A 14,595-nucleotide genomic window follows, 5' to 3' on the forward strand; every position below is an offset into this window, starting at 1 on the left:
TTGTTTCCCCTTGCTGTTGCTGTTGCTGTTTGATCTGCGCGCTCAGCCGCGTTCCACGGCCAGGGACACGCCCATGCCGCCGCCGATGCACAGGGCCGCGATGCCCTTGCGCGCCTCGCGCCGCTGCATCTCGTGCAACAGCGTCACCAGGATGCGGCAGCCGGACGCGCCGATCGGATGGCCGATGGCGATCGCGCCGCCGTTCACGTTGACCTTGGCCGGATCCAGGTCCAGTTCCTTGTTGACGGCGCAGGCCTGGGCCGCGAACGCTTCGTTCAGCTCGAACAGGTTCACGTCCTGCGCGCTCCAGCCGGCGCGCTGCAGGGCCTTGCGGGTGGCCGACACCGGGCCCATGCCCATCGTGGCGGGATCGAGGCCGGTCGTGCCGAAGCCAGCGATGCGCGCCAGCGGCTTGAGGCCCAGTTGCGCGGCCTTCTTGGCACTCATCACCACCACGGCAGCGGCGCCGTCGTTCAGGCCCGAGGCATTGCCCGCGGTCACCGTGCCCGCCTTGTCGAAGGCCGGACGCAGGCCCGCCAGCGCCTCGGCGCTGGTCTTCTTGTTGATGAATTCGTCGGCGTCGAAGCGCAGCGGGTCGCCCTTGCGCTGCGGGATGCTCACGGGAACGATCTCGTCCTTGAAGCGGCCCGCTTCCTGCGCCGCGGATGCCTTCTGCTGGCTGGCCAGGGCCAGCGCGTCCTGCGCGGCGCGGTCGATCGAATAGGCCTTGGCCACGTTCTCCGCCGTGATGCCCATGTGGTACTGGTTGTAGACGTCCCACAGGCCGTCGACGATCATCGAGTCGATCATCTTCCAGTCGCCCATGCGCTGGCCGTCGCGCGAATTCAGCAGCACGTGCGGCGAGGCGCTCATGTTCTCCTGGCCGCCGGCGACCACGATCTCGCTGTCGCCCCAGGCGATGGCCTGCGCCGCCAGCATCACGGCCTTCAGGCCCGAGCCGCACACCGCGTTGATGGTCAGGCCCGGAATTTCCTTGGGCAGGCCCGCTTTCAGCAGCGCCTGGCGCGCCGGATTCTGGCCGGCGCCCGCGGCCAGCACCTGGCCCATGATCACTTCGCCCACCAGCGCGGGATCAAGCTTCGCGCGCTCCAGCACCTCCTTGATCACGATGGAGCCCAGCTCCGTGGCGGGGATCTTGGCGAGCGATCCGCCGAACTTGCCGACGGCGGTGCGGGCGGCCGAAACGATGACGATGTCTTCCATGGGGCTCCTTCAGCGGGATAGTGGGTTGGTTTCTTGTCTCTGTTTTCCTCCCCCTCTCGGGGAGGGCCGGGGCCGCGAGCGCAGGTTTATGCCCTTGCCTTCACGTACCGCCCCGGCGCGGGCTCGATGGCCTTGTACCTGGTGCCTTTGCCATAGCTCTTGGGTGCCGCAATCTGCTTGCCGGCATGCGCCTTGAGCCAGTTGGCCCAATCGGGCCACCAGCTGCCGGCGTGCTCGGTCGCGCCCTGCTGCCAAGCATCGACCGTGCCGGGCAGCTTGTCGTTGGTCCAGTAGGACCGCTTGTTCTTCGCGGGCGGGTTGATCACCCCCGCGATGTGGCCGGAGGCGCCCATCACGAAGCGCTTCTTGCCGGGCAGGTGCTGCACCGAAGCGTAGGCGCCGGCGATCGGGACGATGTGGTCCTCGCGCGAGCCGTAGATGTAGACCGGGAGATCGACCTTGCGCAAGTCGATCTGTTCGCCGCAGACCGTGACCTTGCCCGGTTTGACCAGGTTGTTTTCCAGGTAGGTGTTGCGCAGGTACCAGGCGTACATCGGCCCGGGCAGGTTGGTCGAGTCGCTGTTCCAGTACAGCAGGTCGAAGGGCGGCGGCGTCTCGCCCTTGAGATAGTTGCCCACGACGTAGTTCCAGACCAGGTCGTTGGGGCGCAGGAAGCTGAAGGTGGTGGCCAGGTCCTGCCCCTTCATCAGGCCCTTCTGCCCGAGCTGCAGCTCCCGCAGCTTCACCGCGTCCTCGTCGATGAACAGATCGAGCACGCCCGTGTCGCTGAAGTCCAGGAAGGTGGTGAGGAAGGTGGCCGACGCCACCGGCTTCTCGCCCTTGGCGGCCAGCACCGCCAGCGCGGTGCCGAGGATCGTGCCGCCAACGCAGAAGCCCAGCGCGTTGATCTGCTTGGCGCCCGAGATCTGCTGCACGACGGAGATCGCCTTCAGGGCCGCGTCCGCGATGTAGTCGTCCCAGCCCAGGTTCTCCATCGAGGGGTCCGGGTTGCGCCAGCTCACCACGAAGGTGCGATGGCCCTGCTCCACGAGGTAGCGGAGCAGCGAGTTCTCCGGCTGCAGGTCGAGGATGTAGAACTTGTTGATGCAGGGCGGCACCACCAAGAAGGGGCGCTCGTGCACCTGCCTGGTCAGCGGCTTGTATTCGATCAGCTGGAACAGGTGGTTCTCGAACACGACGGCGCCCTCGGTGGTCGCCACGTTGGTGCCCACGTCGAAGGCGCTCTCGTCGGTCATCGAGACGCGGCCCTGCTGCAGGTCGGCAAGCAGGTTCTTCAGGCCGCGGGCGATGCTCTCGCCCTTGGTCTCCAGGGCCTTCTGCTGCGCCTCGGCATTCAGGGCCAGGAAGTTGCTCGGCGCCGAAGCGGCCATCCACTGTTCGACCGCAAAGCGCAGGCGCGCCTTGGTTTTGGCGTCGGCATCGGTGGCTTCCGCGAGCCCGAGCAGGGTGCGTGCATTGAGCAGGTAGACGGCTGCGGAGAAGGCGGCGAGCGGGTTGCGCAGCCAGGCATCGTGGCCGAAGCGCTTGTCGCCGGCAGCAGGGCGTTCGCCGAGGCCCTGGTTCCAGAGTTCGCCGGCTTCGCGGACATAGGCCTCTTGCAGCGCCTGCAGTTTTTGCGCATCGAAGCCGAGCTTGCCGATGGGCCTGCCGCCACCCTGCTGCAGACCGTCCACGGCGCGCGACCACTGCTGCGCCAGATCCTGCTGCAAGCGCTGCGCGTGCGCGGACCAGTCCACGTCAGAATGCATTCTTGTCTCCTGCCTTCGTTAGCCCGAAGTATTACATCGTTATTGTTGCAGTGCAACATTGAAACCCCGACCCGCCATGCACCTCGTCGTCATCGCCTGGCTGTACGTCGCCCTGATGATGGCGGTGGCCGAAGCCAATCATCCGCTCGGCACCGTGTTCGGTGCCTGCGTCACCTTTGTACTCTATGGGCTCGCGCCTGTCGCCCTCCTGATCTACCTCATGGGGCGGCCAGCTCGCCGGGCGGCGCGGCGCAAGCGCGAGGCACCGGCGTCAGCGGTCGAGCCAGAGAGCGGCGGCAAAGCGGCCGCTGACCCGGTCGCGGCGGTGCGAGAAGAACCGTGAGGCGGCGCTGACGGTGCACCACTGCGCGCTGCCGTCATTGCCAGCGATCGCGGTGATGCCGAGGGCAGCGAGGCGACGCCGCGCCAGCGCCTGCAGATCGGCGAGGAACTTGCCCTCGCCCCGCGGACGGAAGCAGGCCTGCGCGCCCGGATCGCGCTGCACGAAAGCGGCACGCACTTCAGCGCCCACCTCGAAGGCCTCCGGCCCGATGCAGGGGCCCAGCCAGGCGAGCACCTGCGCCGCGGCGCCGGCCTGCGGCGCCATCGCCTGCCACAGGGCTTCGAGCGCGCCATGGCCGCCTTCGCCCGCGAGCCCACGCCAGCCGCAATGCGCAGCGCCGACCACGCGGCCCGCGCGATCGGCCAGCAGCACCGGCAGGCAGTCGGCCACCATGATCGTGCAGGCCACGCCCGGCTCGGTGGTCCAGCAGGCATCGGCCTCGGTGCCGTCGGGCGTGTCGCGCGTGAGTTGCACCACGCCTTGCCCATGCACCTGCTTCAGGAACACCGGCCGCGCCTGCAGGGTGGCGGCGAAGCGAGTGCGGTTCTCGGCGACCGCGGCTGCCTCGTCGCCGACGTGGTCGCCGAGATTGAGCGAGTCGTAGGGCCCGACGGAAACGCCACCGGTGCGCTCGCTGCACCACGCATGCACGCGCGCTGGCGCGCTCCATTGCGGCGTCATCGCCTCACGCCTCGTTGTCGGGGCAATGCGCGGGCTGCGCCTGCTGGAAAGCCGGGTGCTGCATGCATGCCTCGAAGGCCGCCATCGTGCGCGTGAGACCGCTGAAATCGACGTTGAAGCGCTGGCCGTTGAAGATCTGCGGCACCAGGCAGCAGTCGGCCAGGGTCGGCGTGTCGCCGTACGCGTAGCGCGCAGCGGGCAGCCGCTGCAATTCGCGCTCGACCATCTCCAGGCCGCTGCGCACCCAATGGCGATACCAGGTGTTCTTGGCTTCTTCGTCCACCTTCAGCTCGCGCACCAGGTACTTGAGCACGCGCAGGTTGTTCAGCGGATGGATCTCGCACGCAACCAGTTGCGCGAGCGCGCGCACGTGAGCGCGGCCCAGCGGGTCGGATGGCAGCAAGGGCGGATTCGGATGGGTCTCGTCCAGGTACTCGATGATCGCCATCGACTGGCCCAGAAGCTGCCCGTCGTCCAGTTCCAGCGTGGGCACCAGCTGCGAGGGCGACACGGCGGCGTACTTCTCCTGGCGGTGCTCGCCCTTCACCAGGTGCACCGGCAGGTACTCGTAGCCCAGGCCCTTCAGGGCGAGCGCGATGCGCACGCGAAACGACGCCGAGGAGCGGAAGTAGTTGTGAAGCTTCATGGGCAGGAAGCATAAACCGCTCTCCCCTACACTGCGGCCCACCAGAACACCGAGGGGACAGCATCATGATCCTGGAACACGCCGACATCCGCATCCAGCCCGGCAAGCAGGCCGAATTCGACGAGGCGATAGCCCGCGGACTGCGCACCGTCGTTGCACGCGCGCAGGGCATGCGCGGGTTCAAGGTGAACCGGGGGATCGAGTCGCCCGAGCGCTACGTGCTGCAGATCTTCTGGGACACGCTGGAGGCGCACACGGTGGGCTTTCGCGAAAGCCCGCTGTTCGCCGAATGGCGCGCGATCGTCGGCCCGTATTTCGCGCAGCCGCCGGTGGTGGAGCATTTCACGCTGGTGGTCAAGAGCGACTGAGCCTTCGCGCCGCGACCGAGCGCAGTCATGGATGCCGGGTCAAGCCCGGCATGACATCCCTTGGTGATGCGGCGTGCGGCGTGTGGCGTGCGGCGTGCAAGGATGTCATTGCGGGCTTGACCCGCAATCCACCTGCCCCTCAGCGCGAAGCGACGCTGCGTTCGCCCACGAAGATCTCCACCCGTCGGTTGCGCGCGCGGCCCGAGTCGCTGTTGTTGTCCGCCACCGGCTCGTGCTCGCCGCGCCCGGCCACCTGGATCTGGCGCGGACTCACGCCACGCTCCACCAGGTATTGCCGCGTCGACTGCGCCCGCTCCATCGAGAGCCGGTCGTTGTATTCGTCGGAGCCGACGCTGTCCGTGTGGCCGATGATGCGCAGCTCGGTGTTCGCCTGCGCTGCCAGGCCGCTCGCCAGCTGGTCCAGGATGGGACGCATGTTCGGCTTGATGTCGGCGCGCCCGGTGTCGAAGGACACGTCGCTCGGCACGCTCAGCTTCAGCTGGTTGTCGCTGGTCTGCACCACGCCGACGCCGCTGCCCATGGTGGCGTGCTCCATCGCCACGCGCTTTTGCTCCATCTGCTTCGACCAGACGTAGCCGCCGGCGCCGCCCACGCCGGCGCCGATCAGCGCACCGGTGACGTCGCCGCCGATCAGGGCACCGGCGACCGCACCCAGGCCGGCGCCGAGTGCCGTGTGGCGCTGGGTGTTGTTGTCCATGCCCGTGTCCATGCCCATGTTGGCGCAGCCGGCCAGGCCCAGGCTGAGGGCGGTGATGGCGAGCAGGCTCGCGCGGGGTCCGGTCTTGTTCATTGCAGGATCCTTTTGGAATGGGTAGTGCAACCTCGAGATTGCAGGCCCGCCCCGCCGCGCCCCCGTCGGACTGCGCCCACCTTGCGGTTTGTTACTCCGCCGGGCCTGGCGGCGGCGGTCTTCTGCGCGGGATACGCGGCAGGCCCAGCCGCTATGCTTGTCAATTCATGAACACCCGAACCCTCACCGAACCCCAGCGGCAGACGCCCGTGTGGGGCGAGTACGAAGTCGTCGTGCTGGGCGGCGGCCCCGCCGGCATGGCCGCTGCCGTCGCCGCGGCGCGCGCCGGCCGCAAGACGTTGCTGATCGAGCGCTATGGCTTCCTCGGCGGCATGGGCACCGCCGCCGGCGTCACCAACTTCTGCGGGCTGCACGCCAACGTGCACGGCGACATCCGCCAGGTGGTGCACGGCGTCGCCGACGACCTGCTGCAACGCATCGCCCGGCTGGGCGGCCTGAATGAGCCGCACGGCCTGTTCGGCAAGACGGTGGCACAGGCCTACGACACCGCGGCCTACAAGATCGCCGCCGACGACCTGCTGCTGTCCTCTGGCGTCGAGGTCCTGTTCCACGCCCTGGCTGCGGGCGTGGTGATGGACGACGCGCGCCGCGTGCAGGCGCTGCTGGTGGAAACGAAGTCGGGCCGCTTCGCCGTCGTGGGCCGCACCTTCATCGATGCGTCGGGCGACGGCGACCTGGCCGCGTGGGCGGGCGCGCCGTATGCATTGGGCGATGGCGCGGGCAACATGCTCTACCCCTCCACCATGTTCCGCCTGAACGGCATCAACCCCGAGCGCGCGGGCAAGGCCTGGGAGGTGATTCCCCGGCTGATGCTGCAGGCCGAGGCCGAGGGCCGCTACCGGTTTCCGCGCAAGACGCCGATTGTGCGGCCGCAAAAGAGCGGCATCGAATGGCGCGTCAATCTCACCCAGCTCGCCAATGCGCAAGGCAACGCCATGAACGGCACCGACGCGCGCGAGCTGAGCGAGGCCGAGATCCTGGGCCGGCGGCAGATCGCGGAAGTGGCCGGTTTCCTGCGCGAGGTGCCGGGCTTCGAGAGCGCCTACATCGTCGACATCGCGCCGCAGGTGGGCATCCGCGAAACGCGGCGCGTGCGTGGCCTCTACGAATTGAGCGAAGCCGACGTGCTGGAGTGCGCGAGCTTCGACGACACGATCGGCGTCAATGGCTGGCCGCTGGAATTGCACCTGAAAGGCGACGTCGAATTCCGCTGGCCCAGGATCCCGGAAAGCCGCGGCTTCAACCACCTGCCCTATCGCATGATCCTCCCCGAAGGCCTGGACAACGTGTGGGTGGCCGGCCGCTGCGCCTCGATGAGCCACGAGGCGCAATCGGCCGCGCGCGTGACCGGCGCCTGCTTCGTCATGGGCGAGGCGGCGGGGCTGGCCGCCAGCCTTGCCCTGAAGGGCGCAAGCACCGCAGCGGCCGTGGATGTGGTCGCGCTGCAGGCTGGCCTGGAAGACAATGGCGCCTACCTCGGCCGGACCTGGTAAAGGAAGCACCATGAACGCCCCCCTGCCCACCCGGCAGATCCGCGAGCAGCTCTATCGCGACATGGAGCCGCACAACCTCACGCCGCTGTGGGAAGTGCTGCATGCGCTGGTGCCGCCCAGGCCGAACACACCGTGCGTGCCGGCGCTGTGGCGCTACGAGGAGGTGCGTCCCTTCCTGATGCGCGCCGGCGAGGCGATCACCGCCGAAGAAGCGGTGCGGCGCGTGCTGATCCTCGAGAACCCGAAGCTGCGCGGGCAATCGGCGATCACGCAGTCGCTCTATGCCGGCCTGCAATTGATCCTGCCCGGCGAAGTGGCGCCCAGCCACCGCCACACGCAAGGCGCGCTGCGCTTCATCGTCGAAGGTTCGGGCGCCTACACCGCCGTCGACGGCGAGCGCACCACCATGCGGCCGGGTGACTTCATCATCACCCCGAGCTGGACCTGGCACGACCACGGCCACGAGGCCGAAGAGCCGGTGGTGTGGCTCGATGGCCTGGACATTCCGATGATCCGCTTCTTCGACGCCGGCTTCGCGCAGAACGATGCCGCACGCTCGCAGCAAGTGACGCGGCCCGAAGGCACCAGCTTTGCCCGCTACGGCCACAACATGGTGCCGGTGCGCCACGACCCGCCCTTCGGCCAGACCTCGCCGATCTTCAGCTATCCCTACGAGCGCAGCCGCGAGGCGCTGCACGAACTGGAGCGCCATGCGCCCGTGGACGCCTGGGACGGCTGCAAGCTGCGCTACGTGAATCCGCTCACCGGCGGCTGGCCTATGCCCACGATAGCCACCTTCATGCAGCGCCTGCCCGCCGGCTTCGCGGGCCAGCCGTGGCGGCAGACCGATGGCGCCGTCTACAGCGTGGCGGAGGGGGAAGGCGAAGTGGAGATATCCGCCGGCGAGCAGACCTGGCACCTGCGCTTCAGGCCGCGCGATCACTTCGTGATTCCCTCGTGGCACACTGCGCGCCTCACGTCCGGCACGGGTTGCGTGCTGTTCAGTTTTTCCGACCGCCCGGTCCACCAGGCCCTGGGCATCCATACCGAAGAAAGGTTGTCATGAGCTACGTCATCCCCGCAGTCCCCGTCGTCAGCGTGCCGGTGGTCGGCCGCAGCGAGCGCTTCCCGGTGCGCCGCATCTACTGCGTGGGGCGCAACTACGTGGAGCATGCCAAGGAGATGGGATTCACCGGCCGCGAGGCGCCCTTCTTCTTCTTCAAGCCCGCCGACGCCGCCGTGGTGGTGCCCGAGGGCGAGACCGGCACCATGCAGTACCCGAGCCTGACCAAGGACTTCCACCACGAGATCGAACTGGTGGCGGCAATCGGCACGGGCGGGCGCAACATCAAGGCCGCCGACGCGATGAAGCACATCTACGGCTACGCCGTGGGCCTGGACATGACCCGCCGCGACCTGCAGGGCGAGCAGAAGAAACTGGGCCGCCCCTGGGAGATCGGCAAGGCCTTCGAGCAGTCCGCGCCGATCGGCCCGATCGTGCCCGCGGCGCAGGCCGGCGACATCGAGAAGGCGGAGATCTGGGTGCAGGTGAACGGCAAGGACCGCCAGCGCAGCAGCGTCTCCAAGTTGATCTGGAACATCGCCGAGATCATCGAGCACCTCTCCTCGGCCTGGGAGCTCGCGCCCGGCGACCTGATCTACACCGGCACGCCCGAAGGCGTCGCGGCCGTGGTGCAGGGCGACACGCTGGTCGGCGGCGTCACCGGCCTGCCCGAACTGCGCGTGCGCGTGGGCTGATCCCGGGCGTGTCGACCGTCCGCAGTCCCATCAAGCATTGCCGCAACTGCGGCGTTGCCGTCGTCTACCGCGTTCCGGACGACGGCGATACGCACCAGCGCGCGGTCTGCCCGGCCTGCGACACCATCCATTACGAGAACCCGCTCAACGTGGTGGGCACGGTGCCGCATCTCGGTGACCGCGTGCTCCTGTGCAAGCGCAACATCGAGCCGCGCTGGGGCAAGTGGACGCTGCCGGCCGGCTTCATGGAGCTGGGCGAGACCACCGCCGAAGGCGCAGCCCGCGAGACCCACGAGGAAGCCGGCGCGCAGATCGAGATGGAGGGCTTGTTCAGCGTCCTGAGCGTGCCGCGTGTCGGGCAGGTGCACATGTTCTACCGCGCCCGCCTGCTCAGCGACGTGTTCGACCCGGGTTTCGAGACGATCGAGGCCCGGCTCTTCACGCAGGCCGAGATCCCCTGGGACGAGATCGCCTTCCGCACGGTGCGGGAGACGCTGGAGCGCTTCTTCGCCGACCGCGAACGCGGGCAGTTCGGCGTGCACACGGTGGACGTGCTTTGAATGACTCCCTCTCCCTTCCGGGGAGAGAGAGCAATACAGGAATTCAGCGCGCCTGCTTGCTTTCCTCGCGCAGCCGCACTTCCTCGCGGTGCCTCACGCACAGCGGGTGGTTGCGGACACCGGGCTTGGCGCAGTTTTCACTGAGGCACAGCTCGCGTGAGATGAACATCTTGTCGCGGCACTGGTCGACCGCCTGGTAGTTCGCGCCGTTGCCGGCGACCTGCGCGTTCGACGAGCGCGCCACCGGCGGCTCCGGATCGATGCGCGGCGGCGCCGTCGCCACGACGGCGCGAGACGGCGGCGGCTCGAGCGGCGGCGGCACCGCCGTGGCCCTGGCCAGCCTGGCCTCGCGCGCGGCGCGCTCCTTCTCCTTGCGCGCGGCGGCGGCTTCGGCCTTGAGCTGCGCCTTGCTCGATGCCGCGGCGGTCACCGCCGGTTCGGGCACCGGCGCGGCGGCAGGCGGCGTTGTTTCGGCAGGCGCGGCTGCGACCGGCGCGGCGGCTGGAGCAGCGGGTGCAGCGGCTGGCGCCGGTGCTGGAGCCGGCGTCGGCGCTGCCACGGTCGCGGTCGGCACCGCAGCTACGGTGGAGCCAGCGTTGGGCGCCTTGCCGCGGCCCATCACCAGCGCAAGCACGCCACCCGCGGCCAGCACGGCGATGCCGGCGAGCACGGCAACCGGCAGCTTCTTCTTCGTGGTCACCCCCGGCGTGCTGTCATCGCGGACCTTGACCGGCACCAGCGACGCAGACACCGGCTTCGGCTTGGGCGCCTCGCCTTCCACAACCGGCGTGACCGCGAGCGGCTTCGCAGGCGTGGCCGGCACGGCAGGCGCGGCGATCGTTGCGGCCGCAACGGCTGGCGCCGGCGTGAGCGCGCTGCGCGATTGCGTCAGCGTCTTGGTGTATTCCTCGTCGATCCACTGCGTCGGCCGCAGGTCCGAGGCTTCCGCGGGGGTTGCGGGGCGGGAGGCATCGGTGCGCAGGCGGGTCGCCTCGCTGTCGGGGAACTGGGTCGCGGCGAAGGTGCCGCCGGTGCTGGTGCCGCCGGTGCCGATGGGGATGCCGGGCTGGCTCAGGACGGTCTGCTCGCCGCCGGACATCCGGCGCAGGCGGCGCCGGGCCAGGTCGGCATAGATGCCGGCCGGGAATCTCTCGAGGAAGCCTTGCAGCTCCTCCGGGTCGGGCGAGTCCTTGACGTCCTTCCAGTACACCAGCTCGAGTTCCTGCGTGACCGAGGTCACCGTGCCGGTCGAGGGCGTGGTGGCGCTGCCGGGCGGCAAGGTGCCGGGCCGGGTCAGCGGGCGCGAGGCCGCGTATTCCACCTTCTTGTTCGGATTGACCGGCGGCACCACCGTCTGGTCTTCGGCGCGCCGGGTCGCCGCCTGCAGGGCCACCGCGAAGTCGCGTGCAGTGGCAAAGCGCTCGTCGCGTTCCTTGGCCAGCGCGCGCGCCACCACGGCGTCAATCGCGGTCGGCAACTTGGCGTTCACCGAGCTGGGCGGCGGCGGCTGGTGGCCGATGATCTGGTGGATGATCGAGAAGTCGTTGTCGCCGTCGAACGGACGCTTGTCGGTCAGCAGCTGGTACAGCACCACGCCCACCGAGAACAGGTCGGCGCGGGAGTCGATCTTCTGCCCCTGCACCTGCTCGGGCGCCATGTACTTCAGCGTGCCGACCATGCTGCCCTGCGTGCGGGTCGCCTCGCCCGAATCCTGGATGCGCGCCACGCCGAAGTCGGTGAGCTTCACCCGGCCACCGGGCTCGATCAGCAGGTTGGCCGGCTTGACGTCGCGGTGCACGATCCCCTGCTTGTGCGCGTAGTCGAGCGCGCTGAGCAGGTCGCGGATGATCTTGAGCGACTGCTCCAGCGAATAGCGCACCCCGCGATCGAGGTGGTGCTTGAGGTCGTCGCCCTGGATGTACTCCATCACCAGGAAGGCGACCTCGCCCTCGCGGTCGGAGTCGTACACGCTGACGATGTTGGGATGCTGCAGCCGGGCCGCGGAGCGCGCCTCGGTGCGGAAGCGGTGCTCGTATTCGGCGGCCGCCTCTTCGGACAGGTTCTCGACCTTGACGGTCTTGATGGCGACCCGGCGGTCGAGATTGGGATCGCGCCCCTCGTACACCACGCCCATGGCACCCTTGCCCAGGACCCGGAGCACTTCGTACCGTCCCAACTTTTTCAGAGTCACATCAGCGCCGCGGACAAACAAGTGGCTTGCATTCTAGTCCCCGCATGCCGAGCAAGGCCGGGGTGCTCAGCCTTGCGGCCGCCCGGATGTGTTGCGTTTGGCACGAACGATGGCCCGCGCATACGCCCGCGAAAAGTGCCGCTCCAGCAGCGATTGCACCCAGCCGGCCTCGGCGCCGTTTCGCTCGGCATAGTCGCGTACGAAGGCATCCCAGGCGCGGGCGGACTCGAAGATGCGCGCGCCACCGCCGAGCAGGCGCTTCTTCAGCACCTCGGGGTCGAACTCCTCGACCACCTTCTGCAGCGTCTCGGGCACGGCCTCGGCCATGGCCTGCTGGTGCGCGGCCAGTTCGGCGGCGATCTGCGCCACAGCGCGATCGGGCGGCAGGAAGCCGGCTGCCGCCAGCTGGCCGCCGAACAGGTAGGCCAGCTTGCCCTCGATGGGCGTGTCCAGCCGCAGCGGATTCAATTCGCGCGGCTGCGGCGTGGCGGGCTCGCCGGCCAGCACCTGCTGGCGCGTGGTGGCCGCGACCTGCGCCGCCTGCAGCAGGCCGTGCAGGGCAAAGCGCGTCAGCCGCCCGAGCGTCTCCAGTTCCGCCCGCGTCAGCGCGCCGCCGCCCGCGGGCTGCACCGCGAGGCCGGCGAAGAAGGGTTGCAGGTCGGTCGCGGGGGCCAGTGCGTCGACCCGCAATGCGCCCGATGGCGAGCCGGGGCCAAAGGTGCTCTGGAAGCCCCATTCGCCAAAGGGATCTTCTTCGGTGCCGCCCGGCTCCGGTACCGCCGGCGTCAGTTGCTCCGCCTGGCGCGCGAACTCCGCCCACGGGTCGGCGACGTCGAGCGGCTCCTCGGCAAAGCCGATGGCCGAGGGCGCGACCATGATCCGGAACGCGGAGAGCCCCAGCACCTCACCCGGCGCCAGCACGCCCCGGGCCCCCGGTGGCAGTTCGCCGGCCGCGGTCTCCACGCCGTTGACGACCGACAGCACGTGGAAGTGCAGCTCGTCGCCTTCGTTCCACACGCTCAGGTGCCGGCGCGAGATCTCGCGTTCGGGGTCGGGCAGGCAGACGGCGCAGTCGCTGTCGCGGCCGAGGATCAGCGCGGGCTCGCCCGGAGCGAGGCGCCGGTGCACGTCGAGGCCCGGCCCGGAGATATGCAGGTCCAGCGCCACGTCAGGTGACGACCGCGAAGCTCGCCATGGGCGCGGCTTCCGAATTGCGGTCGCAGCCCAGTGCGATCTGCCCCTGGCCGACCAGGTAGCACTCGGTGCGCCGCAGCACCACGGGCTCGGTCTGGTTGCCAAAATAGACCCAGGTGCCGAAGCTGGAGCCGTCGCTCAGCACGTAGTTGCCGCCGCGCCATTCGATGGTGGCGTGCAGGCGCGACACCCGCACGTCGTTGATGGTGAGGTCGGCGGTCGCAGAGCGGCCCAGCGTGATCGGCTCGCCCCGCGGCCGCAGCGTGAGCATGCTGCCGCCCACGTTGACCTGCAGGTGCGCCTCGGGCGCTGTGTCGAGCATCGACATGCCCATCACCGTCGCCTCGGCGTCGCGCTCGGGCTGCCATTCGACGCGGAAGACCTCGGCCGCCTCCGCCTTGCCGCGCAGGTACATGGGGCCGAGACTGCGCAGCTGGCCCTGCCGGGTGGGCGGCAAGGCTTCGCGCACGCGCTGCGTGGTGAGGATCTGGTCGGCGCCCGCGAGATCGGCCAGCCGGGCGGCGGTGTTGACGGCGTCGCCGTAGCAGTCGCCCTGGATCTCCACCACCTCGCCCGACTCGATGCCCATCTGCATCTGGACCGGCCGGCCGGTGCCGCCCGGGCGCACCGGCTTCTGGTTCAGGCGTTCCTGGATCGCGATGCAGGCCGTGAGCGCCTGCACTTCCTGGGGGAAGACGACAAACAGGCCATCGCCCAGCATCTTGACCACGCGGCCGTTGTGCTGTTCGAAGATCTTGGCGAGAGCCGTTGTCAGCTGGGTGACAAAGTGCCCGGCGGTCTCGTCTCCGAGCCGCTCGAAGATGCCAGTGCTACCAACGAGATCAGCGAATACGACGGACGCCATGCGCGACGATTATGCCCGGGGACACGAAGCCCGACGACCCGGGCGACAAGATGGCAAAAAGCAAAAAGCAAGAAGCTGAAGCAAAAAGCCCGGCACCTTTTCAGGTACCGGGCTTTCGCGGTTTTGGTCGGCGTGGCGGGATTCGAACTCGCGACCCCTTGCACCCCATGCAAGTGCGCTACCAGGCTGCGCTACACGCCGAAGGCCGCGATTATAGCCCGGCTTTCGGGCGGGTCTCGCAGTCAGTGGATGGAAGTCAGGAGATCGCGGATTTCGAACAGTTCGCGGCGCAGCAGTTGCAGCTTCTGGGTGAAAGAGTTGAGCTCTTCCGGCGGCGCGTCCTCGAACTGGCTCTCGCCGAAGGATGAATCCTCGACCTCGATCAGCTCGACGCCATCGAGCATCACCTCGCCGGCGCGGCGCTTGTCGCGCTCGACCTGCACGATCTCCTGCAGCTTGTTGCGCGCGCCGCTGATCGTGAAGCCCTGGTCGTAGAGCAGGTCGCGGATGCGGCGGATCATCAGCACCTCGTGGTGCTGGTAGTAGCGCCGGTTGCCGCGCCGCTTCATGGGCCGCAGCTGGGTGAACTCCTGCTCCCAATACCGTAGCACGTGAGGCTTGACGCCGCACAGCTCGCTGACCTCACCGATGGTGAAGTAGCGCTTGGCGGG

Annotated in this window: 15 protein-coding genes and 1 tRNA gene; 6 read left to right on the top strand and 10 right to left on the bottom strand. The window is 68.8% G+C overall.

Annotated features, from left to right (window positions below; translation table 11 throughout):
- Positions 1 to 42 precede the first annotated feature (42 nt).
- Both JWP60_RS16600 and phaC read right to left on the bottom strand, forming a co-directional pair.
- Entirely contained in the window at positions 43 to 1,224 is a 1,182-nt protein-coding gene (locus tag JWP60_RS16600) for an acetyl-CoA C-acetyltransferase (protein WP_299793692.1), read from the bottom strand.
- A gap of 86 nt (positions 1,225 to 1,310) precedes the next feature.
- Complete coding sequence (gene phaC / locus JWP60_RS16605; RefSeq protein ID WP_299793695.1) at positions 1,311 to 2,993, bottom strand: class I poly(R)-hydroxyalkanoic acid synthase; 1,683 nt, start codon at positions 2,991 to 2,993, stop codon at positions 1,311 to 1,313.
- A gap of 76 nt (positions 2,994 to 3,069) precedes the next feature.
- Between phaC and JWP60_RS16610 the strand changes: the two genes are divergently transcribed.
- Positions 3,070 to 3,336 (top strand): hypothetical protein, encoded by a 267-nt coding sequence (locus JWP60_RS16610; protein WP_299793698.1) that lies wholly within the window; start codon positions 3,070 to 3,072, stop codon positions 3,334 to 3,336.
- Here JWP60_RS16610 and pgeF read toward each other — a convergent pair.
- Together pgeF and maiA are read right to left on the bottom strand one after the other, a co-directional pair.
- Positions 3,265 to 4,017 carry a peptidoglycan editing factor PgeF gene (gene pgeF / locus JWP60_RS16615; RefSeq protein WP_299793700.1) on the bottom strand — a complete coding sequence of 251 codons (753 nt, stop codon included), beginning with the start codon at positions 4,015 to 4,017 and terminating at the stop codon, positions 3,265 to 3,267. The two genes, JWP60_RS16610 and pgeF, sit on opposite strands and share 72 nt — an antisense overlap.
- 4 nt (positions 4,018 to 4,021) lie before the next feature.
- Positions 4,022 to 4,663: a maleylacetoacetate isomerase gene (maiA, locus tag JWP60_RS16620; protein ID WP_299793703.1), complete on the bottom strand. Its 642-nt coding sequence runs from the start codon at positions 4,661 to 4,663 to the stop codon at positions 4,022 to 4,024.
- A gap of 65 nt (positions 4,664 to 4,728) precedes the next feature.
- Here maiA and JWP60_RS16625 point away from each other — a divergent pair, with 65 nt between their 5' ends.
- Positions 4,729 to 5,031: an antibiotic biosynthesis monooxygenase gene (locus JWP60_RS16625; RefSeq protein ID WP_299793706.1), complete on the top strand. Its 303-nt coding sequence runs from the start codon at positions 4,729 to 4,731 to the stop codon at positions 5,029 to 5,031.
- A 139-nt stretch (positions 5,032 to 5,170) separates the two neighbouring features.
- Here JWP60_RS16625 and JWP60_RS16630 read toward each other — a convergent pair whose 3' ends face one another.
- Complete coding sequence (locus tag JWP60_RS16630; protein WP_299793709.1) at positions 5,171 to 5,842, bottom strand: OmpA family protein; 672 nt, start codon at positions 5,840 to 5,842, stop codon at positions 5,171 to 5,173.
- Between the two features lie 167 nt (positions 5,843 to 6,009).
- Between JWP60_RS16630 and JWP60_RS16635 the strand changes: the two genes are divergently transcribed.
- Genes JWP60_RS16635 through JWP60_RS16650 form a run of 4 tightly spaced genes read left to right on the top strand, consistent with a single transcriptional unit; the run spans position 6,010 to position 9,674 of the window.
- Complete coding sequence (locus JWP60_RS16635) at positions 6,010 to 7,356, top strand: FAD-dependent oxidoreductase (protein ID WP_299793712.1); 1,347 nt, start codon at positions 6,010 to 6,012, stop codon at positions 7,354 to 7,356.
- Between the two features lie 10 nt (positions 7,357 to 7,366).
- Positions 7,367 to 8,422: a gentisate 1,2-dioxygenase gene (gene gtdA / locus JWP60_RS16640; protein ID WP_299793715.1), complete on the top strand. Its 1,056-nt coding sequence runs from the start codon at positions 7,367 to 7,369 to the stop codon at positions 8,420 to 8,422.
- Entirely contained in the window at positions 8,419 to 9,114 is a 696-nt protein-coding gene (locus JWP60_RS16645) for a fumarylacetoacetate hydrolase family protein (protein ID WP_299793717.1), read from the top strand. The genes gtdA and JWP60_RS16645 overlap by 4 nt, the downstream gene beginning before the upstream one ends.
- An 8-nt stretch (positions 9,115 to 9,122) precedes the next feature.
- On the top strand, positions 9,123 to 9,674 hold the full coding sequence (locus JWP60_RS16650; RefSeq protein WP_299793720.1) for an NUDIX hydrolase: 552 nt from the start codon (positions 9,123 to 9,125) through the stop codon (positions 9,672 to 9,674).
- Between the two features lie 43 nt (positions 9,675 to 9,717).
- Here the strand turns inward: JWP60_RS16650 and JWP60_RS16655 are convergent, their stop codons facing one another.
- The 5 genes from JWP60_RS16655 to JWP60_RS16675 form a co-directional block, all read right to left on the bottom strand.
- Positions 9,718 to 11,835 carry a serine/threonine-protein kinase gene (locus JWP60_RS16655; protein WP_299793723.1) on the bottom strand — a complete coding sequence of 706 codons (2,118 nt, stop codon included), beginning with the start codon at positions 11,833 to 11,835 and terminating at the stop codon, positions 9,718 to 9,720.
- A 96-nt stretch (positions 11,836 to 11,931) separates the two neighbouring features.
- Positions 11,932 to 13,032 carry a type VI secretion system-associated FHA domain protein gene (locus JWP60_RS16660; protein ID WP_299793726.1) on the bottom strand — a complete coding sequence of 367 codons (1,101 nt, stop codon included), beginning with the start codon at positions 13,030 to 13,032 and terminating at the stop codon, positions 11,932 to 11,934.
- Between the two features lies 1 nt (position 13,033).
- On the bottom strand, positions 13,034 to 13,924 hold the full coding sequence (locus tag JWP60_RS16665) for an adenylate/guanylate cyclase domain-containing protein (protein ID WP_299793729.1): 891 nt from the start codon (positions 13,922 to 13,924) through the stop codon (positions 13,034 to 13,036).
- A 124-nt stretch (positions 13,925 to 14,048) separates the two neighbouring features.
- Positions 14,049 to 14,125: transfer RNA gene (locus tag JWP60_RS16670), tRNA-Pro, on the bottom strand.
- Positions 14,126 to 14,166: 41 nt separating this feature from the next.
- A partial coding sequence (locus JWP60_RS16675) for a MerR family transcriptional regulator (protein ID WP_299793732.1) occupies positions 14,167 to 14,595 on the bottom strand: 429 nt, incomplete at its 5' end.

It is taken from the genome of Ramlibacter sp., from assembly GCF_028291745.1.
In the GTDB taxonomy this organism is placed as follows: Bacteria; Pseudomonadota; Gammaproteobacteria; order Burkholderiales; family Burkholderiaceae_C; genus Ramlibacter.